Genomic DNA, 25,724 nt, shown 5'->3' on the forward strand with positions numbered 1-25,724 from the left:
AGCCAGCAACGATCACTGTCTGCGCCAGTGTCCGTATCAGTCTCGGTTTTCGTCTCAGCCTCAGTCCCGAGAGCTGGACTCGAGAGTCGATAGCCGAGAGCTGATCGCCGACAGCCTGAGCGCTGGCGCAGCGCTTGATTTATCGCACGTTGCCCGCATCTTGCCACGCACGATAGCGGGCGTGCTTTGACAGACAACATGCCAATGTTCTGAGATTCGCAAGGAGATCGCCCATGCAGGTCAAGAAAGCCTATGTGGCTGACCTAAAAGCACTCCATGCCGAGTGCGGGTCCAATTATCTGCGCCTCACGCGCATCCTCGGCAAGGCCGAGGCCGGTGACAGCTTCGCCTTCCCGCTGGCGGGCAATCAGGGCCACTTCGGCACGCTGCTGCTCGAGGTGGTCGAATGCGCGCCCTATACCACCATGGTCACGGTCGCCCAGACCGGCGTGCTGGACCACATCATCGATTCGCCGCGCATGAGCGTGCACCTGTACCACGACGTGCGCATGGCGGAGGTCACCGACTTTCAGCGCCAGCGTCACTTCTCAGGGCGCAATCGTTACCCGAATCCGCGCATGCATCAGCCGGACGAAAAGCTTCAGCTCAATCGCTTTCTCGGCGAATGGCTGACCCATGCCCGCGCCTTCGGGCAGGCGGATGTGCCGGAGTTGCCGTGACGTTTGGGGCTGGCATGGCGCACAGGCGCTGACACCCGATGGATTTCCCGTCTTGATTGACAGAACCGCGATGGCCCGGCCGTCGCGGTTCTGTTCATTTCCCTGCTGCTCGAGAGACCGATGCGACTGATTCAGATAAGTGATTGCCATCTGCGCGCCGACCCTGATGCGCGTTCACGGCTGGGCTTCCCCTGGCGTCAGCTGGAGGCGGTGATGGCGCATGCCTCGCGCCTGCGCCCCGATATCCTGCTGGTGACCGGTGATGTCAGCCAGGATGAGAGCCCTGCCTCCTATCGCATGGCGGCAGAGCTGTTCGATGGCCTGGGCTGTCCCTGGTTCTGGTTCGCGGGCAACCACGATCATCCTGAATTCATGCAGGAGCTGCGTCCCTTCCATCACGAGCTGGATCTGGGCGACTGGCGACTGCTGTGTCTGGATTCGCGCGTCACCGGGCAGGCCGGTGGAGAGCTTGGCGAGGAGCAATTGAGCGAGCTTGCGCAGTCACTGGCGCTTTCCGTCGAGCTGGACCCACGTCCGATCCTGCTGGCCATGCATCATCATCCGCTGCCGATCGGCTCGGACTGGATGGATGCGCTGGGCCTTGCCGACCGCGATGCGCTGTGGGAAACGTTGCGCCCGTACCCGCAGGTGCGGGCCGTGCTGTGTGGGCATATCCATCAGGCCTTCACGCAACTCATGCCGTGTGGGCAGGGCAGTGTGGCCGTCTATGGCGTTCCCTCCACCTCCGATCAGTTCGCTCCGCTGAGCCATGATTTCGCCGTGGATGAGGCGGCGCGCCCCGGCCTGCGCGTGGTGGATCTCGATGGCGAGCATCTCGAGACCTGGGTGGAGCGGGTCACGCTCTAGCCAGGCTCGCAAGGAAGGGCGGGCAAGCTCGTCACCATGCGCTGGTGCTGCCACAGCGTCAGCGTGAGTGCCCTCGGTGTTGATGAGTGTGGTGCAAGGCTCACAGGTATCAGGTATGCCTTTTTGGTCTTAAAAGATAGTTTCTGATTCTTTGACGTTATCAAGGCGGGGCGAGTACCGTGTAACCATTCGGCGTGCTCCCTCGGGGCATTCATCTGTCGCTGACAGAGCGCGCCACTGACTTCACGGGCCGCCTCTCGGGGCGTGTCCCAACGCTCACGAGGTTGCCGCACGCGATGCTTACCCCCGAACGTCAGACCCACCTCAAGCAGCTTGAGGCCGAATCCATTCACATCATCCGTGAAGTGGCAGCGGAATTTGCCAATCCGGTCATGCTGTACTCCATCGGCAAGGATTCCGCCGTCATGCTGCACCTGGCGCGCAAGGCCTTTGCGCCGGGCGTGCCGCCGTTCCCGCTGATGCACGTCAACACCACCTGGAAATTCCAGGAAATGATCAAGTTCCGCGACGAGATGGCCGCGGAAGTCGGCATGGAGTTGATCGAGCACATCAACCAGGAAGGCGTCGAGGCGGGCATCAACCCGTTCGATCACGGCAGCGCCAAGTACACCGACATCATGAAGACCGCCGGCCTCAAGCAGGCACTCGACAAGCACGGCTTCGATGCTGCCTTCGGTGGCGCACGTCGTGACGAGGAAGCCTCGCGCGCCAAGGAGCGCGTCTACTCCTTCCGCGATCAGTACCACCGCTGGGACCCCAAGAACCAGCGTCCGGAGCTGTGGAACATCTACAACTCCAAGATCAACAAGGGTGAGTCCATCCGCGTCTTCCCGCTCTCCAACTGGACCGAGCTGGACATCTGGCAGTACATCTATCTCGAATCCATCAAGATCGTGCCGCTGTACTACTCCGCTGTGCGTCCGGTGGTGAAGCGTGACGGCCTCGACATCATGGTCGACGACGACCGTCTGCCGCTCAAGGAAGGCGAAGTGCCGGAAATGAAGTCCGTGCGCTTCCGTACCCTGGGCTGCTACCCGCTGACCGGCGCCGTGGAATCCACCGCCGCGACCCTGCCGGAAATCATCCAGGAAATGCTGCTGACGCGTACCAGCGAGCGCTCCGGTCGTGCCATCGATCATGACCAGGCAGGCTCGATGGAGAAGAAGAAGCGCGAAGGTTACTTCTAGGATCGCCCCGGCACATTGCCTGCAGGCGCCGCCACGCGGCGCTTGATGACCCGAACGAACAATTCGCCTGATGAGTCGGCTCGCAGCCTCACGAGACACTGGCTCGCGACACTGGCTCGCCACCTCATCAGGCCCATGACAGCGGCAAGGAGAAGAGTGTGTCCCACGCGTCAGACAAGATTTCCGCGGATATCGAAGCCTACCTGCAAGAACACGAGCGCAAGGACCTGCTGCGCTTCATCACCTGCGGTAGCGTCGATGATGGCAAGTCGACCCTGATCGGTCGTCTGCTGTTCGATTCCAAGCTGATCTATGAAGATCAGCTGGCCTCCATCACCCAGGCCTCCAAGACCAGCGGCACCACCGGTGACGAGGTCGATCTGGCCCTGCTGGTCGATGGCCTGCAGTCCGAGCGCGAGCAGGGCATCACCATCGATGTCGCCTATCGCTTCTTCTCGACCGACAAGCGCAAGTTCATCATCGCCGACACGCCGGGGCACGAGCAGTACACCCGCAACATGGCCACTGGCGCCTCGTCCGCGAGCCTGGCGATCATCCTGATCGATGCGCGCTACGGCGTGCAGACCCAGACCCGTCGTCACAGCTTCATCGCCGACCTGCTGGGCATCCAGCACCTGGTGATCGCGGTCAACAAGATGGACCTGGTCGATTACTCCGAGACACGCTTCAACGAGATCGTCGCCGAGTATCAGGAATTCGCCAACAAGCTGAATGCGCCGGACATCCGCTTCGTGCCGATGTCAGCGCTCAAGGGCGACAACGTCGTCAATCGCAGCCCGGCACTGGACTGGTACACCGTCGATGGCGAAGCGGGCCCGTCACTGCTGGAGGTGCTGGAAACCGTCGAGCTGACCCACGACCAGAACCTCAGCGATCTGCGCTTCCCGGTGCAGTACGTCAATCGCCCCAACCTCGATTTCCGCGGTTACTGCGGCACTCTGGCGGCCGGTGTCGTGCGCCCGGGTGACAGCGTCAAGGTGCTGCCATCCGGCAAGACCTCGACCATCGAACGCATCGTCACCTTCGATGGTGATCTCGAGATCGCCTACCCGGGTCAGGCCATCACCCTGACGCTTGACGATGAGATCGACATCTCGCGTGGCGACTGGCTGGTAGCGGCGGATGCCGAACTGCCGCTCTCCAATGCGCTGGAAGCGGATGTCGTCTGGATGCACGAGAAGCCGCTGCAGCCGGGACGCCAGTACGATATCAAGCTGGCAACCCGTGACCTGACCGGCCAGGTCAGCGCCATCGACTACCTCTACGACGTCAACACGCTGGAGCATCACGAGGGCGACAGCCTGGCGCTGAACGCCATCGGCCGCGTCCAGCTCGAGCTGACCCAGGCGGTGCCGGTGGATGACTACCGCTCAAGCCCGGGGACCGGCAGCTTCATCGTCATCGATCGTCTGAGCAACGTGACCGTCGGCGCGGGCATGATTCGCGGCGTGGGTCGCTCCGGCACCCAGGCCGCCATCCAGCAGACCGATTGGGCCGCGTTTGAAGCCGACCTCAACGCGCTGGTGCGCAAGCACTTCCCGCACTGGGAAGCCCGCGATGTACGCGAGCTGCTCGGCCGCACCAACTGATTCCGTCCTGTAGCGACAGCAGAATGGAAGTCAGCGAAATACCAACAACAACGCTGGACACGCAATAACAACACGGCCTGCTGGAATGAAGCCGGAGAACGCAAAAGCCCCCATGGCCGCAAGGCGATGGGGGCTTTTTGCATGGCGCGGCTCACGCCTGGCGCATCAGGCGACAGCAGTGTCGATGGCGAGTGGGGCGGAGGGGCCGAAATGCTCGTGGTGACACTGGCTGAGCGGTACGCCGATACGGCTGAGGTGCTGGATCATGCTCTGCATGAAGCCATGCGGGCCGATCACGAAGGCCTGCAGTGACTCGGCGCTGGCACCGGTCGCGGCGATCTGCTGCGCCAGCCAGTCGCGCTCGATGATGCCCAATTGCGCATGGGGCGGCAGCGTCTCGGCCTGTTCGTAGCAGACCTGATAATGCAGCTGCGTTGGATACTGCGCGACCAGTGCCTTGAGAGTGGCGTCGAAGGCATGCACCTCGGGATTGCGCGCCGCATGCAGGTAGATCACCTGGCGGCCCGCCGCCAGCGCCGCCGTCAGCAGTGGCAGCATCGGCGTCTGGCCGACACCCGCCGACAGCAACAGCACCGGGGCATCGGCGCTCTGCGGGGCAGCATGCTCGAAGGTCAGCTCGCCGGCTGGCGGCAGCAGTTCGATCTCGTCACCTGCCTTCAGCGCATGCAGGTACTGGCTGGACTGGCCGTGGGCCTCACGCTTGACCGAGATACGGCAGAAACGCTCGTCCGGCGCGTGGGACAGGCTGTAATGGCGATGGATCACGCCCTGGGGTGTCGTCAGGCGCATGCCGATGTACTGGCCCGGCAGGAAGGAGAACATCGGGCCTTCCACCGGCGCCAGGTACAGCGAGCGAATCTCGCGGCTCTCGTCCTGCGTGCGCACGATGCGGAAGCGGCGCAGCCCCTGCCAGCCGCCGCGGGTAGCGGCGAAGCTGTCGTAGCGGCCCTGCTCGGCGGCGATCAGCACAGCGGCCAGTTCCCCGTAGAGGGCGCCCCAGGCATCGGCGATCTCCGGCGTGACGGCGTCCCCCAGCACCTCACCGATGGCGGCCATCAGACACTCGCCGACGATGGGGTAGTGTTCCGGCAGGATATTGAGCGAGACATGCTTGCTGACCACGGGCGCCAGCAGGCGGTCTACCGCCTCACGCGAGTGGCGCGCGCCGACATAGGCGAGTACGGCGCCGGCCAGCGCACGGGCCTGACCGCCGCTGGCCTGGTGGGTCTGGTTGAACAGCGGCTTCACCTCGGGATAGCGCTCGAACATCAGCGGATAGAAGCGCGCCGTGATGGCATTGAGATGCTCGGCGACGACGGGAGCGGTGGCGGCGATCAGGTCTTCCTGGGCGTTGGTCAGCATGACGATACCTCTGATTGATGTCCTCCTATCCATGGCAAGGGGCGTGCCAACTCTCGAGGCCAGTCGTCATGCACCCTGCAGGCCTGTGATGTCAAAAAGACATGGTCATGTGGCGTGTTTTAATGACATCAAGCGTGTCATGATGACATCAAGATTCAGCCCTCTCTCACTCCCGATACCCGCAAGGATGCCCGCATGCCCGATGCCCACCTGCCCCTGAACGATACGCCGGTCGCGGCCGTGAATGCCTGGCTTGCCGCCTGGTTGTCCCGCGAGGAGGGCGGCGAGCGGCGCGCGCTGCCATGGACGCGTCTGCTGGCCGCGATCATGCAGCAGCTGCCCGGTGAGGCGGCGACCCTGATGCGCTACCTGCCCGAGCGTGACGAGCTGTTGCCACTGGCCACCTACGGCCTGCCTGCCGAGGTGCGCGGGCGACGCTTCGCGCTGGCGGAGCACCCGCGGCTCAAGGCGATCGCCGAGCACACGGGAGTGCATCGTTTCGCGTTGGACAGCGACCTGCCAGACCCCTTCGATGGCCTGCTGGGGGACGTGCATGGGCCGGATCTGCTGGTGCATGACTGTGCCGGTATCGCGCTGCGCGAGGGCGATACCCTGCTGGGAGTGATGACCTTCGATGCGCTGACGCCAGGAGTGTTGGCCCCGCTGGAATCGTTGTGCGCCTCTGCGAGTACGGATGAGCTGGCACTTCCGCTTAAGGAGTTGCAGGCCTGGTTGTCACTCCCCGCACACTGTCTGTCGCTGTCACTGCGACAGGAGTGGGCTGCGGGGGCCACGGACGGCAGGTCAGGGCTTTCGGCACCGATGGTGGTCTCACCGACAGGCATGGCGTCACAGAGTGCCATGGCCTGCCCGCAGCGGGGCCCGGCGATGGCCAGGCTCGAGGCGCAGCTGGAGGCGGTCGCCGATACCGAGATGACGGTTCTGGTGCAGGGCGAGACCGGCGTGGGCAAGGAGGGCGTGGTCCAGCGTCTGCATGACGCCTCTCGGCGGGCTGCGCGGCCGCTGGTACGCATCAACTGCGCCGCCTTGTCGCCGGACCTGGTCGAGAGTGCGCTGTTCGGGCATCGGCGTGGCGCCTTCTCGGGCGCGACCCATGATCACCGTGGCCACTTCGTGATGGCGGATGGCGGCACCCTGCTGCTGGATGAGATCGGCGAGCTGCCGCTGGCGTTGCAACCCAAGCTGTTGCGGGTACTTCAGGAAGGCGAGCTGCAGCCGCTGGGCAGCGATCGCGTGGTCAAAGTCGATGTGCGCGTCATCGCGGCCACCAATCGCGATCTCGAGGCGGAGGTCGCCGCAGGGCATTTCCGTGAAGACCTCTATCACCGCCTGAGCGTCTACCCGCTCAGGGTGCCGCCGCTGCGTGAACGCGGGCGTGCGGATCTGCTGGCGCTGGCCGGCACCTTTCTTGAGCACAACCGCACGCGCCTCGGACTGGGCAATCTGCGCCTGACGCCGGCGGCGGAGCGCCTGCTGTGCGAGTACCCCTGGCCCGGCAACGTGCGTGAGCTGGAGCACTGCCTGAGCCGCGCCGCCCTGCATGCCCGGCTCGCGCATGGTGCCCACCCGACTCGCCTGCGCGCCGATGGGCGCCAGCTGGTGGTGATCACGCCGGAGCTGCTGGGGCTGGAGGTCAATACCGAGATGTCACTTGAACGGGCCACCGGCGCGGCGCAGGAGATTCAGGGCGCGCAGGTGGGGCTGGTGGATCAGGCGGGAAGAGCGAGTCAGGCGGCGGAAGCGAGTCAGACAGAAGGAGCAAGCTCTGCACCGCGCACCGCCTTGCAGGACGGCGACGAGACGCTGGGGCTGCGCGATGCCACCGAGGCATTTCAGCGTGAGCACATCTCGCGGGTCTGGCAGGCGAGTGATCGCAACTGGGCGGAGGCAGCGCGCAGACTCAAGGTCGATCGCGGCAACCTGTACCGACAGGCGCAGCGTCTGGGAATTGTCTGAGACGCGAGGCAGTGTCTGATATGAGAAAAGAAGACGGCGATGCTCATGGAGCATCGCCGTTCTTGTATCTCTGCCGCCGGCGGCCCTGGCGCGACGAGAAGTCCGTGTCTCGAACGCGCGTTCAGGTGCCTGCTCAGACGCAAGTTCAGGCGCGAGTGGCGATCAGCACCGCACGCCGCGGCGCCGGGTGGCCTTCGCGGGTCAGGCTCGGGTCAGCGGGATGGAGGAAGTCGCTCAGCGAGTGGTAGGTCATCCAGTCGGTGGCACGCTGCTCGTCCAGGGTGGTCACGGCTTCATCGACGATGCGCACGTCCTTGAAGCCGGCGCGCTCGCACCAGTGGGCCAGCGCCTGCGAGGAGGGCAGGAAGTAGACATTGGGCATCGCGGCGTAACGCTCGCCGGGCATCAGCACCGTCGTCACGTCACCTTCCACCACCAGGGTTTCCAGCACCAGTTCGCCGCCGGGACGCAGAGTGTCGCGCAGCTGGAAGAGGTGGTCCATCGGCGAGGGGCGGTGATAGAGCACGCCCATCGAGAATACGGTATCGAAGGCGCCCATCTTCGTCGGCACATCCTCGATGCCCACCGGCAGGAAGTGCAGGTTGCGGCCCTGGGGGTGGTCCGCGCCGATGAAGTGGCGTAAGGCATGGAACTGGCAGTAGAAGCGCGGCGAAGGGTCGATCACCAGCGTGAAGGCCGCGCCTGCACCGACCATGCGCCAGCCGTGGTAGCCATTGCCGCCGCCGACATCCAGCACGCGGCGATGGGTGAGGTCCGACAGGTGCGGCGCGAGACGCTGCCACTTCCAGTCGGAGCGCCATTCGGTGTCGATATGGATCTCGTCGAGCTGATAGGGGCCCTTGCGCCACGGCATCATCGCGCGCAGCAGGTTCTCGCTCTGGCGCAGCTGGCCGCTAGTCAGGCCAGTGGGAAAGCGTGCACCGACCCGGTCGGCATCCAGCTGTACATCGCGCGTGTCGGGCAGGGTGGGCAGCTTTTCCAGCGCGCCATGCCAGGCCTTGAGGTCGGCGTGACGCTTGCGGTCCAGGCCATTGGCCAATTGCTCGGGCAGGGCGCCCAGCCAGCGGGCGAAGCCGTCGCCGACGGCGCCTGGCTCACAGGCAAGCTCGGTGAAGGCGCGGTAAAGGTCGCGGTCATACGGGGAAATGCTCATGCGCTGGGTCGGGTCCGTGCAGGCGTAGCGGTCATTCGGCGGCTTTGAAGGCGACCATCGATGCGAAATTCAGGTATTGCAGCCAGGTATGGCTGCGCTGGAAGCCGGCGCGCGCCAGGCGCTCGTGATGCGTGTTCAGGCTGTCGGGCTTCATCACGTCCTCGAGGGCCTCACGTTTCTGGGAGATTTCCAGATCGGAGTAGCCGTTGGCGCGTTTGAAGTCATGATACCGTTCGATCAGCCAGGCATTCTCGACCGGATCATCGCTGATGATCTTCTCGGAGAGGATCAGCACGCCGCCGGGTTCCAGCGCCGCGAACAGCTTGTCGATCACGGCGTCGCGGTCTTCCGGCGGCAGGAACTGCAGCGTCAGATTGACCACGATCATGCCGGCTGGCTGATAGTCGAGGGTGCGAATGTCGGCTTCGGTGACGTTGATGCGATGGTCGGGGAAGGCCTCGGCGAGTTCGCGGCTGGCGCGCTCGACCATCGGTCTGGACAGATCGACGGCCTCGATCTCGATATCCTCGGCGGCCATCTCGCGGGCCAGCGCCATGCTGGCAGCACCCAGTGAGCAGCCCAGATCATAGACCCGCGCGCCGGGGCGCAGGTGAGCGCGGGCCATCAGGCCCAGCATGGCGATGATCTGACCGTAACCCGGCACCGAACGGCGCAGCATGTCCGGAAAGCAGCTGACGACCTGCTCGTCGAAGGAGAAGCTGGCGACACGGTCAAGGGGTGTCGTAAATATCGCGTCACGGTAAGATGCATCACTCATGGATCAAGGCTTCATCGGGCAGTGGGCCAGGGCGACATGCCTGTGGCCGAGGACCGGCCGGGCAGAGCGCCCCGTCGGGCCCGCCATTCTACGCATTCGGCGCCCGTGACGCACCCGTCACGGCCGGCGGGTGATGCCTCCATCAATCGATTTCAGGCCGGGCCATGCAGGGCCGGTCATTACACTTCAAGGAGAGAGGTGGCCATGTCCACTCAATCAGCGGCACGTTCTGCGCGTCGTAATACCCAGGCCTGGCAGGCTCTCGCGCGCCATCATCAAGAGCATATGGCCGATGTGCATCTGAAGGACCTGTTCGCCGAGGATGCGGCGCAAGGGCGTGACCGAGTGGCGACCTTCACACGCTCTGCCGCGGGGTTGCGTCTGGATCTTTCCAAGCAGCGCCTCAAGGGCGAGACCCTGAAGCTGCTGCTGGAGCTGGCGCGCGAAACCGGCGTCGAGCAGGGTATCAAGCGCCTGCTGGCCGGTGAGCATGTCAATCGCTCCGAAGACCGTCCGGCGCTGCACGCCGCGCTGCGTCTGCCGCGCTCCGCCAGCCTCGAGGTAGATGGTGAGGACATCGTGCCGGCCATCCACGAGAGCCTCGAGCACCTGGCCGAGATGGTCGGCACCTTCCACAGTGGCCAATGGCGCGGCGCCACCGGCAAGCCGATCACCGACGTGGTCAATCTCGGTGTCGGTGGCTCGGACCTCGGTCCATTGATGGTCTCCAGCGCCCTGAGCGATTGCCGTCCCAAGGACATCCACGAGATCGGCGTGCACTTCGCCTCGACCATGGATGGCTCCCAGCTGGCGGATTATCTGGAATCCTTCAGCCCGGAAACCACGCTGTTCATCCTGTCCTCCAAGTCATTCTCGACCATCGATACGCTGTCCAATGCCCGCACTGCCCGCGACTGGCTGAAGTCACGCCTCGACCCGGAAGGGCGCCTGGAGGCGCTGATCAACCGTCAGCACTTCATCGGCGCTTCTGCCAAGCCGGAGAAGATGACCGAGTGGGGCATCGCGCCGGAACATCAGCTGCTGTTCTGGGATTGGGTCGGCGGGCGCTATTCGCTGTGGGGCACGATCGGTCTGCCCATCGCGCTCAATGTCGGCATGGACAACTTCCGTCGCCTGCTGGCCGGGGCGCATGAGCTGGATGAGCACTTCCGCACCGCGCCGCTGGAAGACAACCTGCCGGTGCTGCTGGCGCTGGCCGGGATCTGGAACAACAACTTCCTCGATATCCGCGCCCACTCCATCCTGCCCTACGATGGTCGCCTGGAATACTTCGCAAGCTACCTCGAGCAGCTGGAGATGGAATCCAACGGCAAGTCAGTGACCAACGATGGCGAGATGATCGACTACTCGACCTGTCCGGTGCTGTGGGGCCAGCTGGGGCCGAACGCCCAGCACGCCTTCTATCAGCTGCTGCACCAGGGCACCCAGGCGGTCGAGTGTGACTTCATCGCGCCGATGTGCCGTTATGATCACGTCGAGGACGCCGAGACACGCGCCCACCTCAAGGCACAGCACCGTCTGACGCTGGCCAACTGCTTCGCCCAGTCACGTGTGCTGATGCTGGGTGATGACGCCATCCCCGGTGATGAGGCGCAGCCGAACCACAAGCGCTACCGTGGCAATCAGCCGTCGACCACGCTGCTGCTGGAGACGCTGACACCGGAAACGCTGGGTGCGTTGATTGCGCTCTACGAGCAGAAGGTCTTCGTTCAGGCCACCATCTGGGATATCAACCCGTTCGATCAGTGGGGTGTGGAGCTGGGCAAGCAGATCGCCACCGCCACCGAAGCGACCATGACCACCGGCGAAGGCTTCGAGACGCTGGATGCCTCCAGCCGTGCGCTGATCGAAGCGGTGTGGGCAGCCCAGGATCAGGACCCGCGCTGAGCCCACGGCGGATGTGAGTGAGAGTGAGAGTGTGTGAGTGAGGGCATGCTGATATGCCATGCAAGACGAGCGGCGGCGTCAGTCGTCGCTCTCTGTTGATTTATACAGTATTCTCGCTATCCTATAAGCGAATCAATCGTTTACACTAGACAGCACGACGCGGACCGTCGAAATCCCTGCTTCCAGCGTATGAACGCTCGAGATATGCCCAGCCATCTTGAGGCGTGGGAGGGAAGGTTTCGCGGTCTGGCGTGTTGTCGGGAGTGCTGATGGCCAATTCCCCCTTTCCGTCAGATACGGCAGTGATGCACGCCACCGCGCCCGTCAAGGGTCTGCTGTATCTGCACGGCTTCAATTCGGCCAGTTGTTCGCCCAAGGCACGCTTGATGCAGCGCGCGGCAGAGCAGTTCGGCCTGCCGTGCGTGATGCCGGACATCCCCCCGGAGCCCGGCGCGGGTCAGGCGGCGGTCAACGCGGCCTATCTCACGTTGTGTGAGCGCCTGGCGCTGGACCCCGCAGACCCTGCCTGTGATGACGCCATCATGGTGATCGGCAGTTCCATGGGCGGCTTTCTGGCCACCTGGCTGGTCGCGCGTGAGGCCGCGCGCCTCGAGGGGCCGTCTGGTCCCTCTCAGAGCGTCTGGCGTCAGGGGCCGCGCAGCGTGCTGATCAATCCGGCCGTGCGTCCCGCGCGACTGGTCAGCGAATGGCTCGGTTCGGTGCATGCCAACCCCTATACCGGCGTGACGTTCACCGTCACCGAGGATTTCGGGCCCGGACTGCTCGCATTGGAAGCGGAACCGGTTACGGCGCAGCGCACCCTGGTGCTGTTGGCGACGGCCGATGAGACATTGGATGTCAATGATGCCGCAGGGCTCTATCAGGGAAGTCGCTTGATCATCACGCCGGGTGGCGATCACGGCTTTGCGCAGCTGGCGGAATATCTGCCGGCGATCATGGCGCATGGCGGGCACCGGCTGGCCCCCGCCACCGCAGCGGCGATGCATGTCGCGCCGGACTAGCAGGTAATGCGCGTGGTGCTTTCTGCTACGACACACCACGACCTGGCTGGGCACGGCACCTCTTGGCACGACATGGATTGGCACGACTTGGCAGGGCGTTCGATGCTGAACGCCAGGCGCCGGTCTCTCATTTTTCAGGAATTCGTTGTCCGTCTCGCGCACGTGAAATGGCGAGTCGGATGGCGGACGTCAACACCAAGGACACAAGGCTGCGATGAGTCAGTACAGCGCCAGTTCCATTGAGGTCCTCTCCGGCCTCGAACCGGTCCGCAAGCGGCCCGGCATGTATACCGACACTTCTCGGCCCAACCATCTGGCGCAGGAAGTCATCGACAACTCCGTCGATGAGGCGCTGGCGGGGCACGCGAAGGAAATCCGCGTGCGCCTGCTCGAGAATGGCGGTATCGAGGTCGGCGATGACGGTCGTGGCATGCCCACTGACATCCACCCCGAGCATGGTGTGACCGGCATCGAGCTGATCCTCACCAAGCTGCACGCGGGGGGCAAGTTCTCCCAGGACAGCTATCGCTTCTCGGGCGGCCTGCACGGCGTGGGGGTCTCGGTGGTCAACGCCCTGTCGACACGCCTTGAGGTGGAAGTCTGCCGTGAGGGTCTGCGTCAGCGCATTGCCTTCGAGAATGGCGAGAAGGTCGAGGAGCTGAGTCAGATCGGTACCGTCGGCAAGCGCAATACCGGCACTCTGGTGCGTTTCTGGCCGGACGAGAGCTACTTCGACAGTCCGCGTCTGGCGATGGCGCGCCTGCGTCACCTGCTGCGCGCCAAGGCGGTATTGTGCCCGGGGCTCAAAGTCGTGCTGACCGAGACGGATGGCAGCGAGACGACCTGGCACTACGAGGATGGCCTACGCGACTATCTGCTCGGCGCCACCGATGGTTTCGAGCGACTGCCGGAATCGCCGTTCGTCGGTCATTTCGAGGATGAGGAGCATGGCGTCGACTGGGCCATCCAGTGGCTGCCGGAAGGCGGCGAGCTGGTGCAGGAGCCCTACGTCAATCTGATCCCCACGCCGCTGGGCGGCACCCACGTCAATGGCCTGCGTTCCGGCCTGCTCGAGGCGCTCAAGGAATTCTGTGACTACCGCAGTCTGCTGCCGCGTGGCGTCAAGCTGAGTGCGGATGACCTGTGGGAGCGCGCCGCCTTCGTGCTGTCGGTGAAGATGCTCGATCCACAGTTCGCCGGTCAGACCAAGGAGCGCCTGTCCTCGCGCAGCGTCGCCGCCTTCGTCTCCGGGGTGGTCAAGGACGCCTTCTCGCTGTGGCTCAATCATCATGTCGACCAGGCCGAAGCGCTGGCGGAACTGGTGATCTCGGCGGCCCAGCGCCGTCTGAAGAGCGCCAAGAAGGTCGCGCGCAAGAAGGTCACTTCCGGGCCTGCGCTACCGGGCAAGCTCTCGGACTGCTCAAGCTCCGACCCTGCCGACAGTGAGCTGTTTCTGGTCGAGGGGGACTCGGCTGGCGGCAGCGCCAAGCAGGGTCGCAACCGCGAGACCCAGGCGATCCTGCCGCTGCGCGGCAAGATCCTCAATACCTGGGAAGTCGAGTCGCATGACATCTACTCCTCCCAGGAAGTCCACGACATCGCGGTCGCCATCGGGCTGGACCCGGGCTCGGATGATCTCACCAAGCTGCGCTACCACAAGGTCTGCATCCTGGCGGATGCCGACTCCGATGGTCTGCACATCGCCACGCTGCTGTGCGCGCTGTTCGTGCGTCACTTCCCGGCGCTGGTGGATGCCGGGCGCGTCTTCGTCGCCATGCCGCCGCTGTACCGCATCGACCTGGGCAAGGAAGTGCATTACGCCCTGGACGAGAGCGAGAAGGCGCACATCCTCAAGCAGCTCGAGAGCAAGCGTGGCACGCCCAATGTGCAGCGCTTCAAGGGTCTGGGTGAGATGAATCCGCTGCAGCTGCGGGAAACGACCATGGCGCCGGACACCCGCCGCCTGGTGCAGCTGACGCGCAGTGCGGATGACGGCACCCACGAGATGCTCGACATGCTGCTGGCCAAGAAGCGCGCCAGTGATCGCAAGAGCTGGCTCGAGGACTACGGCAACATGGCCGACATCGAGGTCTGAGCATCGGTTGAGCTTTCACAGCCAGTTGAACTTCGAAAGCCAATTGGGCTTCGAGCGCAGCTGAACTTCGAAAGCCAGACAAGCTGCGCGACAGCATTCTTTCGGGAGCGCCACAGTCAGGCGCTCCCCGGTTTTACGCTCGTAATCAAGGTCAAGCGCCCATGAGCATGGATATCCAGGTTGCGGAGGGTGACGTCGAACGTCTGGCCCTGCGTGACTACACCGAAAAGGCGTACCTCGACTACTCGATGTACGTGATTCTCGACCGCGCCCTGCCGCATGTCGGTGATGGCATGAAGCCGGTACAGCGCCGCATCGTCTACGCCATGCGCGAGCTGTCCCTGACGGCCAACGCCAAGTACAAGAAGTCGGCGCGTACCGTCGGCGATGTGCTGGGCAAGTTCCACCCGCATGGTGACAGCGCCTGTTACGAAGCCATGGTGCTGATGGCGCAGCCGTTCAGCTATCGCTATCCGCTGGTGGATGGGCAGGGCAACTGGGGTAGCCAGGATGACCCCAAGTCCTTCGCGGCCATGCGTTACACCGAATCGCGTCTGTCGAAATATTCCGAGGTGCTGCTGTCCGAGCTCTCCCAGGGCACCGTCGACTGGGTGCCCAACTTCGATGGCACCATGAACGAGCCCAAGGTGCTGCCGGCGCGTCTGCCCAATGTGCTGCTCAACGGCACCACCGGCATCGCGGTGGGCATGGCGACCGACATTCCGCCACACAACGTGCATGAAGTCGTGGCCGCCACACGCCACCTGCTGCGCAACCCGGACTCCGACAGCGATCAGCTGATGGACTTCCTGCCGGCACCGGATTTCCCCACCGAGGCGGAGATCATCACGCCGCGCACCGACCTCGCCAAGCTCTATCGCACCGGTCGTGGCAGCGTGAAGATGCGCGCCCGCTATGTGCTGGAAGAAGGCGATATCGTGATCACGGCGCTGCCGTATCAGGTCTCCGGCGCCAAGGTGATCGAGCAGATCGCCGCCCAGATGCAGGCCAAGAAGCTGCCGATGGTCGCGGACCTGCGCGATGAGTCCGACCACGAGAACCCGACGCGCCTGCTGATTCAGCCGCGCTCCAATCGGGTCGATATCGAAGGCCTGATGGCGCACCTGTTCGCCACCACGGATCTCGAGAAGAACGCGCGCGTCAACATGAACGTCATCGACCTCAAGGGGCGCCCGCGCGTGATGGCGCTGCACGAGATGCTGGCCGAGTGGCTGCGCTATCGTCGTGCCACCGTGCGTCGCCGCCTCGAGCATCGTCTGGCCAAGGTCGAGGATCGTCTGCATATCCTCGAGGGGCTGCTGACGGCTTACCTGAATCTCGACGAGGTGATTCGCATCATCCGCGAGGAGGAAGATCCCAAGGCCAGCCTGATCGAGACCTTCCAGCTTTCCGAGCGTCAGGCCGAGGCGATCCTCGAGCTGCGTCTGCGTCACCTGGCACGCCTCGAAGAGATGAAGCTGCGGGGCGAGCAGGACGAGCTCAAGCGCGAGCGCAAGCACCTCAAGCATCTGCTGGGCAATGACGAGGCCCTGACGGACCTGATCGACAGTGAGCTCGAGCAGGCTGCCACTGACTTCGGCGATGCACGTCGCTCGCCACTGGTCGAACGCGGCGAGGCCAAGGCGCTGTCGGAAGTCGAGCTGATGGGCGCCGACCCGATCACCGTCGCGCTGTCCGAGAAGGGCTGGATCCGCGCCGCCAAGGGGCATGATATCGACCCCGAAGGCCTGTCCTACAAGGCCGGCGACCGCTTCCATCTGGCGGCGCGCGGCAAGACCAATCAGCCGCTGGTGCTGCTGGATGACACCGGGCGTGCCTACACGCTGGCCGCGCACAATCTGCCCAGTGCGCGCGGGCAGGGCGAGCCGATCACCGGGCGCATGAATCCGGCGGCGGGGGCTTCGATGGTCGGGCTGCTGCTCGACGCGCCCTCGGCGCGCTATCTGCTGGCCTCCGATGGTGGCTATGGCTTCGTGACCACGCTCGAGCAGCTGACCGGCAAGAACAAGTCCGGCAAGGCCGCGCTGACCTTGCCGCGCGGCTGTGCGGTACTGCCGCCGGTGGCGATCCCCGAGGTGCCTGAGACGGCGCAGGGGGATGCCGCGCCGCTGGAAGTGGCGGTGGTGTCCAACGAAGGACGTCTGCTGGTCTTCCCGCTCGCCGAGTTGCCGGAAATGTCCAAGGGCAAGGGCAACAAGATGCTGTCGATTCCGGGCGAACGTGCCGCCAATCGTGAGGAATTCGTGCGCTCGCTGGTGGTCGTGCCTGCCGGGGCCACGCTGGTGGTGCACGCCGGCAAGCGCAAGACGCTGCTCAAGGGCGCGGATCTTGACTACTATCGTGGCGAGCGTGGCCGACGCGGCAGCAAGTTGCCCAAGGGCTTCCAGAAGGTCGATCGTCTGGCCGTAGACAGTTGATGATGCCAGTGGCGAGCTGCCCTGGAGGTAACCTCTTGATGATTCATTGCTCAGGAACGATTTTCCGATGACACAACGTATCTTGATCCGCGCCACCGGTGCGGCTCGCCCGGGACAGCTGGCAGGGCTCGGTCAGGCGCTGGCCCGTAGTGGCGCACGTCTGCTGGATATCAATCAGAGCGTGACCTTCGGGCTTGTGTCGCTGGAAGCGCTGGTGGCACTGGAGGCGCAGTCCGAACTGGAAGCGGCGCTGAGTGCTGCCGGGGAACAGCTGGGACTGGATGTGCAGGCCGTGCAGGTCGGCGCCGAGGAATATGCACGCTGGAGCCATCAGCTGGAGCGCCCGCGCTGGATTCTGACGCTGCTGGCGCCGCGGCTGCCGGCGGGCATTCTCGCCGAGGTCGGCGGCCTGACGGCGGAATTCGGTATCACCGTCGAGCTCATGCATCGCCTGTCGGGGCGTGAACCGCTGGATGGCGAGTCACCGGCCGAAGGCGCCTGTGTCGAGTGCTGGCTGCGCTTGCCGGAGCACGAGACCGACATCAATGCGCTGCGCGAGAAGGCGCTGGCGCTGGGCGCGCTGCATGGTGTCGATATCGCGATCCAGGAAGACGATATCTGGCGTCGTCATCGCCGCCTGATCTGCTTCGACATGGATTCGACCCTGATCAAGACCGAGGTGATCGATGAGCTGGCGCGTCGTCATGGGGTCGGCGAGGAAGTCTCGCAAGTCACCGAGCGTGCCATGCGCGGTGAGCTGGACTTCCAGGAAAGCTTCCGTGAGCGAATGAGCAAGCTCAAGGGGCTGGACGAGTCGGTGCTGGCGGAGATCGCCGCCAACCTGCCGCTGATGGATGGGGTCGAGCGTCTGATGGCCAATCTCAAGGCGCTGGGCTATCGCACCGCGATTCTCTCCGGTGGCTTCACCTACTTCGCGCGTCACCTCCAGCAGCTGCTGGGCTTCGATGAGATCCACGCCAACGAGCTGGTGATCGTCGATGGCAAGGTGACCGGCGAGGTGCGTGAACCGATCGTCGATGCCGAGCGCAAGGCGCTGCTGCTGCGCGAGATCGCCGAGCGTCACGGCCTGCGCATGGAGCAGACCATCGCCGTCGGGGATGGTGCCAACGACCTCAAGATGCTTGCTGAAGCGGGGCTGGGCATCGCCTTCCGCGCCAAGCCGCTGGTACGTGAACAGGCGCGTCAGTCGATCTCGACTCTGGGCCTGGATGCCGTGCTCTATCTGATGGGCTACCGCCAGCAGGACCTCAAGCACTGAGTCTGCAGTGAGTGCCTGACAGTGCCTCATCGAAAACGCCCTCACCGCGGTTGCGGTGGGGGCGTTTTCGATGCTCGGGGCGGATGGGACGGGGTCTAGTCCCAAAGCAGCAGGGTGGTTTTGCGCACGGTGACTAGACTGGTGACAGGCGCCGACGACTCGGAGTCTGTCTGTTGTCGCCCTCCCAAAACGCCATTCGCCACGCCGTCAGGAGTTTGCCCATGCCGTCACCCTATGACGATGAACTGCACCTGCTGTGTCTGTTCCCGCATGACGCCGCCCTCAAGGGCTTGAAGATTCGCCACGATGCCAGTCCTGACATGGTCGCTGCGGCAGAACGTCTGCACGCCAAGGGCCTGACCACGCTGCCCGATGGTGGCTATCTGACCTCCGTGGGTCGTGAGGCTGCCGAGCATGCCCATCGTCTGAACGATCTGCTGCACGTTCCCCAGGCCATGACAGGGACCTAAACACCGCGCATGAGCCCCGGATACGGCGATATACGGGGCAGGTGCAATAACGCAAGACGCCCCGCGGCAGCCTGCCGGCGGGGCGTCTTGCGTTATTGCCTGAAGGGTCAGGCCTTGTGCTTGCGGTAGGTCGCGCGCGTGATCTCGACGATCTCCACGCTGACCTCGCGAGCGGCCTCGCAGTGCGGCTTGAGGGCTTCCATCAGGATGTCCGCCAGACGCGACTTGTCGTCATCGCTTCGGCCTTCCAGCTGATGGCAGTGAAGGTTGACGAAGCCATGCTTGTGCGCCAGTGGTGCCTGATTGCCCGCCAGGCGCCAGTGACGCCAGCTTTCCGCGCGCACCTTGATGTCGCTTTCCTTGAACAGGCCGCTTTGCATGGCGGCGGCATGCAGGTCATCCATGATCGCGTCCATGTCGAGGCTGGGGGCCAGACTGTCGGCATAATCAATGACGAGATGAGGCATGTGATGGGCTCCTTGAGCGTGGCCACGTCTCTTGGGGCGTGTGCCGATGGTGATGATGGCCAGCGATTCTAGCGAAATGGGGCCGCGATGGTAGCAGATTTTCGCAAGCGCACCGCGCATGGCGCAGTGCTGACCTCAAGGTCTGATCTCATCGGTGGATTTCAACTGCGGGCAATCAGCGTGGCTCTCGTCGGGTCCGGATGGTCATCATGGCCGACAGTCTGGGCGTGGTCTGCGAGGTGGCCCGGGGAGTGAGCGCCACTCAGGGGCGTCTTGGAGCGGCGCCCGGGGATCTCGCGTACCAGACGTGGCATCAGGAAGCCGGGCAGATGCTCCAGCAGTGCCTCCATCAGGGCACAGGCGTCTTCATCGCTGACCGCGAAGTGGGCGGCGCCCTGGACGGGGTCGAAGGCATGCAGGTAGTAGGGCAGCACCCCGCACTCGAACAGTCGCTCGGCGAGGGACGTCTGCGTTTCCACCGAGTCATTGACGCCGCGCAGGATGACGCTCTGGTTGAGCAGGGTGACCCCGGCTGCCTTGAGGCGTGTCATGGCCGCGGCGACCTCCGTGTCCAGCTCGTTGGCGTGGTTGCTGTGGATGACCAGCACCTTCTGCAGTCGCGTCGCCTTCAGCCAGTCCAGCAGCTCGGCATTGACGCGATCCGGTATCACCACCGGCAGGCGGGTGTGGATACGCAGACGCTTGAGATGCGGTATCTCGCCCAATGATTCCACCAGCCAGGCCAGTCGCCTGTCGGGAGACACGAGCGGGTCGCCACCCGAGAGGATGACCTCGTGGATGCGCTCATCGGCGCGCAGGTAGTCGAGAATGTCCTGCCATTGCGCGCGGCTGGGCTGGTGGTCTTCATAGGGAAAATGGCGCCGGAAACAATAGCGGCAATTGATCGCGCAGCCACCGCTGGCCATCAGCAGCACTCGGTTGGTGTACTTGTGGATCAGTCCCGGGAGCGGGGTGTGCTCCGCTTCTTCCAGCGGGTCGGTGACATAGCCGTCGAGCACGTCCGTCTCGCTGTCCAGTGGCAGCACCTGACGCAGCAGCGGGTCATTCGGGTCTTCGGGGCGGATGCGGCTGGCATAGGCCTCGGGAACGCGGATCGAGAACAGGGCATGGCCGTCGCTGGCGCCGGGAAGCCATTCGTGATCCAGTCCCAGGCGGTCCAGCAGCGCCTCGGGAGAGCGAATGACGTCGCGCAGCTGTGCACGCCAGTCACCGCGCGGACTCGAGTGGAGTGCGAGGGGTGTCACATCGTGACTTTCGCACGTCTCATGCGTGATGGTATGCAAGGATGGCGAGGTTCGGGTTATCATGCGCATCACTTCTTAGTCATGGTTGCTGCCCGTGAGGCGGCAATCTGGAATTCATGGCGGGCAAGACCCGTTAACGAGTCGAGAGCGAGCAAGATGGCCAATTATTCTACCAACGAATTCAAGTCCGGTCTGAAAGTGATGCTGGACAATGACCCCTGTGCCATCGTTGACAATGAGCTGGTCAAGCCGGGCAAGGGGCAGGCCTTCAATCGCGTCAAGCTGCGCAACCTGAAGACCGGTCGTGTGTGGGAGCGGACGTTCAAGTCCGGTGAGAGCATCGAAGCTGCCGACGTCATGGAAGTCGACATGGAATACCTCTACACCGACGGGGAAATGTGGCACTTCATGCGTACCGATGGCTCCTTCGAGCAGTATGCCGTCGATGGCAAGGCGCTGGGCGACAACATCAAGTGGCTGAAAGAGCAGGTCGTCTACACCATCACGCTGTGGAATGACAACGCGATCGCGGTGACTCCGCCGAACTTCATCGAGCTGGAAGTCGTCGAGACGGATCCGGGCCTCAAGGGTGACACCGCCAACGGTGGCTCCAAGCCGGCGACGCTGTCTTCCGGTGCCGTGGTGCGTGTGCCGCTGTTCATCAACCAGGGCGAAGTCCTCAAGGTTGATACCCGCAGCGCCGAGTACGTGTCTCGCGCCTGAGCCCTTTCGCTCACGCCGTGAACACCCTGATGCCTCGCCTCGTGCGGGGCATCATCGTTTGTGCTGCTCCTTCGTGCTCCTCATTCCTGCTGGTCGGTCGTGCAGGGTGATCGTGTCGATCAGCCCTCGCGATAGGCCAGCGTTCACCGCTGATCCCTTCCTCGAGCCTGTCCATGTCTGATGCCGATTCTTCCGCCGCTGCTTCACCTCTCTCAGCCGCTGCCGCGCCAGGCGCCGCCCTGGCAGAGGACTGGGCGCCCACTGCCACGCGCGAGCGGCTCGTCCAGCGCGCGCGTCTGATGAGTGAGGTGCGCACCTTCTTCGCCGAGCGTGAGGTGCTGGAGGTGGAAACGCCGGTGCTGGGGCGGGCCGGTTCGACGGATGTCGGTCTCGCGTCATTGTCCTTGAGCGCGCAGTTGCCGGGCGAGCGTGAGCGCGTGCCTCTATGGCTGCAGACATCGCCGGAATTTCACATGAAGCGTCTGCTGGCGGCCGGCAGCGGACCGATCTTCCAGATCGCGCGTGCCTTCCGCGATGGCGAGGTCAGCCGCCGCCACAATCCCGAGTTCTGCATGCTGGAGTGGTATCGCCCCGGCATGAGTCTTGAGGCGCTGATGACGGAGACCTGCGAGCTGATCCGGCGCGTGATGGCGCTCGGGGCACAGTTGACCGACCTGCCGTCGTTGCTCAATGAGTCACAAGGCGCCCAGGCCAGGCCTGCCATCACGCCTTACCGTGCGCTGTTTCGCCGTGTGCTGGCGCTGGACCCCTTCACGGCCTCGCTTGAGGAGCTACGAGCCGCCTGTGCGCGAGAATGTGAGGTCGCGGCTGACGACTGGTCGCATGAGACCTGCCTGGATGCGCTGATGAGTCTGGTGATCGAGCCGACTCTTGGCTCAGGGTCACAGGGCGCAGAAGCACAGGGCGCAGGAGCGCAGGGGCCAGGGTCAGAGGGGATAGAAGCGCAGGGACAAGCCACCGTGGAGCTGGTCACCGAGTATCCGGCCGCGCAGGCTGCCTTGGCGCGCAAGCATCAGGACAGTGAGGGTGATTGGGTGGCGTCGCGTTTCGAGGCCTATGTGGCGGGCATCGAGCTGGCCAACGGCTATGACGAGCTGACCGATGCCAGTGAGCAGGCGGCGCGCTTTGCCGAAGACAATGCCGCGCGAGTCGCCCAGGGTCTGCCTGAGGTGGCGGCGGACCAGCGCCTGGTGGCGGCCTTGCAGGCGGGGATGCCCGCGGGGAGCGGGGTGGCGCTGGGGCTGGATCGCCTGATCATGTTGGCGCTGGGAGAGCGCGATATCTCGGCGGTCATCGCTTTTCCGGCATCACGTGCTTGAGAGCCGATATGAGAGGCAGCTTTCGATGTGATTTGCGTGAATCCCAGCGTTTATTGCCAACACGCTTGCCGAGCGTGCGTCGACTAGACTGTAGAGGTCAGCGTGGAGGGTTGGCGCTTGCCTGCGAAGCCCGCAGACAAGGTGATGGCAGGACCAGGGCAATGGTCGCAGCGGGTCTTCTTTTATCGGGCATGGTGAAAGAAGGCGACAGATGATGGCTCGAACCCTCGGAGCCTTCGAGGCATCATCCGGCAGTCGCGTCGTGAGAGCGTGACGCCCGTCATGGAGGACTCTGATCTGTTTGGGCACTGAAGGTAGTGATCACCCCGATGGCAACGTTCATCGCGGGGCAAGGCAAGAAGGCGAGGAGCGCGGTCAGGCTCCTGTCGTTAAAAAGGGAAGCCAGGGGCTTCCCTTTTTTTATGCCCGGGTTTCATGTGCGGGCTTTATGCGCGAGTGTCGTGCTCGCGCTGCGCCAGGCCTGACCTTATTTCTCGTCGGTGGCCGGCGTGCCCTGCGCCGTCTCTGTCGCATGCTCTTCTGACTCGGCCGGAGCCGGCGCTGTCGCAGACGGGCGCATGCCGAGTGACTGACCCATGCTGACCTTCTGGCCCGGTGTCAGGGCGTCATCGAACTCGACGCTGTCCGGGAAGCACATCACCACGGTGGAGCCGAGCTGGAAGCGACCCATCTCGGCGCCCCGTGCCAGCTCGATGAGTTGATCGAAGCGGGTCGTCTCGACATCGCCGGACAGTGGCGTGACCTGGCCGCTCCACACGGTCTTGATCGCCGCGACGATCATCGCGCCGACCAGCACCATGGCCATCGGGCCGTGTTCGGTCTCGAAGATGCAGACCAGGCGCTCATTGCGGGCGAAGAGGCCCGGCACATGCGTGGCGGTGGCTTCATTGACCGAGAACAGGCGTCCCGGCACGTAGGCCATCTCCACCAGGCGGCCCGCCAGGGGCATGTGGACGCGGTGATAGTCCTTCGGTGACAGATAGACGGTAGCGAAGCGGCCGTTGCGGAAGGGGGCGGCACGCTCCTCGCTGCCACCCAGCAGCTGGGTCAGCGAGAAGGCCTGACCCTTGGCCTGCACCAGGGTGCCGTGGCTGATGGCTCCGAACTGCGACAGCACACCATCGGCAGGCGAGACGAGTCCTTCCTCGATGGGGCGGGCCTCTTGCTTGAGGGCACGGGTGAAGAAGTCGTTGAAGCAGGCGTAGGCGCGCGGATTCTCCTCGAGCGCCTCGCTCATGTTGACGTCGTAGGCCTTGATGAAACGTTCGATGAAGGTGTTCTTGACCCACGGATTCTCGCAGGCGGCGATGCGCCCGATGAGGCGTGAGATCAGGTGCTGGGGCAGTGGGTACTGGCTCAGGGAAAACAGCTTGGCGCGATCCACGATGGCGATCCTTGCAGGCACTTTCAGGAATGAAAAGCCCGCTCCTCGAGAGGGCGGGCGTTGGCCGGCAACAGCGGCGGCCAGCAGTTGGGCTGCACCTTAGCCCATCGTCAATAACGGCTCAAGCCTGCGAATTGCCGCAGCCGTGGGCCTGGCGACAGTTGCCAGACAGGCCATGCGTGTCATCCCGGCATGGCCAGCCTTGGCGTGCTGGCGCCGGACAGGGGCGTTCCAGTCTGCGATCAAGCGCCTTCAGCGTTCGATGGGCGTATCGTCACGGTTGCCCCATTCCTTCCAGGAGCCCGGATAGGCGCGCACATCGCTGAAGCCCAGCGCCTGACCCACCAGCCAGGTCAGACCGGAGCGGTGATGGCTCTGGCAGTGCGTCACGATGTGCTGTTCGGGGTTGAGGCCGCGAGCGCCCAGTTCGGTCACCAGCTCCGCATAATCGCGGATGCGCAGGTTGCGCTCACGGTCCATGGCCTCGGTCCACTCGAAATGCACGGCGCCCGGGATATGGCCGAGGCGGGTGTTCTGGCCCTTCTCGCCGCGATATTCTTCCGCGGAGCGCGCATCCCAGACCACGACGCTTTCCTGCGGGTCCTCGGCCGCCAGTCGATCGAGAATGTCTTCCCGCGTCGCCATCACGCTGGTGTCCATGTAGGCGGCGTGATACTCGCTGGGGCTCCAGTCGCTGACGGTGTCACTCAGCGGCAGGCCATCGCCTTGCCATGCGTGCAGGCCACCATTGAGGTAGCTGTAGCGGGTATGGCCGAGCAGCGCCAGGGTCCACAGCAGGCGTCCGGCCCAGCCGCCGCCTTCATCGTCATAGGCCACCACATGGCTGTCGCGGGTGATGCCAAGGGCCGACATTACGCCAGACAGTGCCTCGGGGCTCGGCACGCCGGGAATGTCATCGTCATTGCTGCCGACCAGCTGCTTGAAGTCGAGCAGGCGAGCGCCGGGCACGTGACGCGCATGGCTTTCGGCTTTCAGCGGCACGTCGACGATCACGATATCAGGATGGTCGAGCATCTCCGCGAGCTGCTGTGGTTCGACGATCAAGGGCAGCAGGTCGGCTTCCGAGGGGGAAGGGTGTGAAGAATCGTGAGACATGGCGTAATCCTTGCTTCTACGAATAGAGTGATCCTTCCGGCATCATGGCACGTCGGCTGGCACTGTGGTCAAGTCACTGCGATCAAGTGACTGCGGCGAGGCGAAGTGTCACCGCGCCAGATTCCTTGCCATCTTGTCCCCTGAAACGACAGGTTTTCAGTATAATGCCGCGCGTCACATTCCGGGGCGAACGTGTGAATGCCCAGTGCGCACGCATAACGGCACAGACGTGGACGACGCGTGTGCCAGCAGGGCACAGTGCGCGCCATGACCTGACCTTCTGGACAGCCTTCTGGACAGGCTTCTGATCTGCTGGCGAGGCCAGCCAGTAGCCCCAGCAGCCAGTAGATCCAGTAGGTCTTGTCGAAAGAAGCGCTTGTTTCAGTGCAGCGGGCCTGAGGCGAATGCCACATTCTGGCCCTCGGGAACACCCTCTTCGCGGCCCCAGGCAATACACTGTCTATAGCCAGTGGCGCTGCTGCACTCTTCGAGTGCGGTGCGGGCGCTCAACGTGTGTCA

Annotated in this window: 20 protein-coding genes; 13 read left to right on the forward strand and 7 right to left on the reverse strand. The window is 64.1% G+C overall.

The window, feature by feature from the left end; translation table 11 throughout:
• Positions 1-233 precede the first annotated feature (233 nt).
• From QD356_RS02325 to cysN, 4 genes are all read left to right on the forward strand, one after another.
• Entirely contained in the window at positions 234-680 is a 447-nt protein-coding gene (locus tag QD356_RS02325) for a DUF1249 domain-containing protein (protein WP_043337025.1), read from the forward strand.
• A 120-nt stretch (positions 681-800) separates the two neighbouring features.
• On the forward strand, positions 801-1,547 hold the full coding sequence (locus tag QD356_RS02330) for a metallophosphoesterase (protein WP_192838500.1): 747 nt from the start codon (positions 801-803) through the stop codon (positions 1,545-1,547).
• 296 nt (positions 1,548-1,843) lie between these two features.
• On the forward strand, positions 1,844-2,755 hold the full coding sequence (cysD, locus tag QD356_RS02335; RefSeq protein ID WP_054557074.1) for a sulfate adenylyltransferase subunit CysD: 912 nt from the start codon (positions 1,844-1,846) through the stop codon (positions 2,753-2,755).
• 158 nt (positions 2,756-2,913) lie between these two features.
• A complete protein-coding gene (gene cysN, locus QD356_RS02340; protein ID WP_192837864.1) occupies positions 2,914-4,365 on the forward strand; it encodes a sulfate adenylyltransferase subunit CysN in 1,452 nt (483 codons plus the stop codon).
• A gap of 165 nt (positions 4,366-4,530) precedes the next feature.
• On the opposite strand, the gene QD356_RS02345 is transcribed toward cysN, so the two are convergent.
• The gene (locus QD356_RS02345) at positions 4,531-5,748 is read right to left on the reverse strand and encodes a globin domain-containing protein (RefSeq protein ID WP_192837865.1); all 1,218 of its coding nucleotides are present in this window, start codon (positions 5,746-5,748) and stop codon (positions 4,531-4,533) included.
• A gap of 195 nt (positions 5,749-5,943) precedes the next feature.
• Here QD356_RS02345 and norR point away from each other — a divergent pair, with 195 nt between their 5' ends.
• Entirely contained in the window at positions 5,944-7,725 is a 1,782-nt protein-coding gene (gene norR, locus QD356_RS02350; RefSeq protein WP_192837866.1) for a nitric oxide reductase transcriptional regulator NorR, read from the forward strand.
• A gap of 145 nt (positions 7,726-7,870) precedes the next feature.
• Here norR and cmoB read toward each other — a convergent pair whose 3' ends face one another.
• Together cmoB and cmoA are read right to left on the reverse strand one after the other, a co-directional pair.
• Complete coding sequence (cmoB, locus tag QD356_RS02355) at positions 7,871-8,899, reverse strand: tRNA 5-methoxyuridine(34)/uridine 5-oxyacetic acid(34) synthase CmoB (protein ID WP_192837867.1); 1,029 nt, start codon at positions 8,897-8,899, stop codon at positions 7,871-7,873.
• A 31-nt stretch (positions 8,900-8,930) separates the two neighbouring features.
• The gene (gene cmoA / locus QD356_RS02360; protein WP_043335167.1) at positions 8,931-9,677 is read right to left on the reverse strand and encodes a carboxy-S-adenosyl-L-methionine synthase CmoA; all 747 of its coding nucleotides are present in this window, start codon (positions 9,675-9,677) and stop codon (positions 8,931-8,933) included.
• Positions 9,678-9,881: 204 nt separating this feature from the next.
• Between cmoA and pgi the strand changes: the two genes are divergently transcribed.
• The 6 genes from pgi to QD356_RS02390 all read left to right on the forward strand — a co-directional run bounded on the left by pgi (position 9,882) and on the right by QD356_RS02390 (position 18,889).
• The gene (pgi, locus tag QD356_RS02365; protein ID WP_192837868.1) at positions 9,882-11,585 is read left to right on the forward strand and encodes a glucose-6-phosphate isomerase; all 1,704 of its coding nucleotides are present in this window, start codon (positions 9,882-9,884) and stop codon (positions 11,583-11,585) included.
• A gap of 269 nt (positions 11,586-11,854) precedes the next feature.
• Positions 11,855-12,607 carry a YqiA/YcfP family alpha/beta fold hydrolase gene (locus tag QD356_RS02370; protein ID WP_225996379.1) on the forward strand — a complete coding sequence of 251 codons (753 nt, stop codon included), beginning with the start codon at positions 11,855-11,857 and terminating at the stop codon, positions 12,605-12,607.
• Between the two features lie 214 nt (positions 12,608-12,821).
• The gene (parE, locus tag QD356_RS02375; RefSeq protein ID WP_192837869.1) at positions 12,822-14,702 is read left to right on the forward strand and encodes a DNA topoisomerase IV subunit B; all 1,881 of its coding nucleotides are present in this window, start codon (positions 12,822-12,824) and stop codon (positions 14,700-14,702) included.
• 161 nt (positions 14,703-14,863) lie between these two features.
• Entirely contained in the window at positions 14,864-17,140 is a 2,277-nt protein-coding gene (gene parC / locus QD356_RS02380; RefSeq protein WP_077374245.1) for a DNA topoisomerase IV subunit A, read from the forward strand.
• Between the two features lie 67 nt (positions 17,141-17,207).
• Positions 17,208-18,419 (forward strand): phosphoserine phosphatase SerB, encoded by a 1,212-nt coding sequence (gene serB / locus QD356_RS02385; RefSeq protein WP_077374242.1) that lies wholly within the window; start codon positions 17,208-17,210, stop codon positions 18,417-18,419.
• Positions 18,420-18,640: 221 nt separating this feature from the next.
• Positions 18,641-18,889: a TIGR02647 family protein gene (locus tag QD356_RS02390; RefSeq protein WP_077374239.1), complete on the forward strand. Its 249-nt coding sequence runs from the start codon at positions 18,641-18,643 to the stop codon at positions 18,887-18,889.
• A gap of 107 nt (positions 18,890-18,996) precedes the next feature.
• On the opposite strand, the gene QD356_RS02395 is transcribed toward QD356_RS02390, so the two are convergent.
• Together QD356_RS02395 and epmB are read right to left on the reverse strand one after the other, a co-directional pair.
• The gene (locus QD356_RS02395; protein ID WP_077374236.1) at positions 18,997-19,356 is read right to left on the reverse strand and encodes a 5-carboxymethyl-2-hydroxymuconate Delta-isomerase; all 360 of its coding nucleotides are present in this window, start codon (positions 19,354-19,356) and stop codon (positions 18,997-18,999) included.
• A 161-nt stretch (positions 19,357-19,517) separates the two neighbouring features.
• On the reverse strand, positions 19,518-20,621 hold the full coding sequence (epmB, locus tag QD356_RS02400) for an EF-P beta-lysylation protein EpmB (RefSeq protein ID WP_279876656.1): 1,104 nt from the start codon (positions 20,619-20,621) through the stop codon (positions 19,518-19,520).
• A 156-nt stretch (positions 20,622-20,777) separates the two neighbouring features.
• Here epmB and efp point away from each other — a divergent pair, with 156 nt between their 5' ends.
• Both efp and QD356_RS02410 read left to right on the forward strand, forming a co-directional pair.
• Positions 20,778-21,344 carry an elongation factor P gene (gene efp, locus QD356_RS02405; RefSeq protein WP_077374233.1) on the forward strand — a complete coding sequence of 189 codons (567 nt, stop codon included), beginning with the start codon at positions 20,778-20,780 and terminating at the stop codon, positions 21,342-21,344.
• Positions 21,345-21,583: 239 nt separating this feature from the next.
• A complete protein-coding gene (locus QD356_RS02410; RefSeq protein ID WP_192838245.1) occupies positions 21,584-22,684 on the forward strand; it encodes an EF-P lysine aminoacylase GenX in 1,101 nt (366 codons plus the stop codon).
• 487 nt (positions 22,685-23,171) lie between these two features.
• Here QD356_RS02410 and asd read toward each other — a convergent pair whose 3' ends face one another.
• Both asd and QD356_RS02420 read right to left on the reverse strand, forming a co-directional pair.
• A complete protein-coding gene (gene asd, locus QD356_RS02415) occupies positions 23,172-24,089 on the reverse strand; it encodes an archaetidylserine decarboxylase (RefSeq protein WP_192837871.1) in 918 nt (305 codons plus the stop codon).
• 252 nt (positions 24,090-24,341) lie between these two features.
• Complete coding sequence (locus tag QD356_RS02420) at positions 24,342-25,205, reverse strand: rhodanese-like domain-containing protein (RefSeq protein WP_192837872.1); 864 nt, start codon at positions 25,203-25,205, stop codon at positions 24,342-24,344.
• Between the last annotated feature and the right edge of the window lie 519 nt (positions 25,206-25,724).

Source organism: Cobetia sp. 2AS, assembly GCF_029846355.1.
GTDB classification, from domain to species: domain Bacteria; phylum Pseudomonadota; class Gammaproteobacteria; order Pseudomonadales; family Halomonadaceae; genus Cobetia; species Cobetia amphilecti.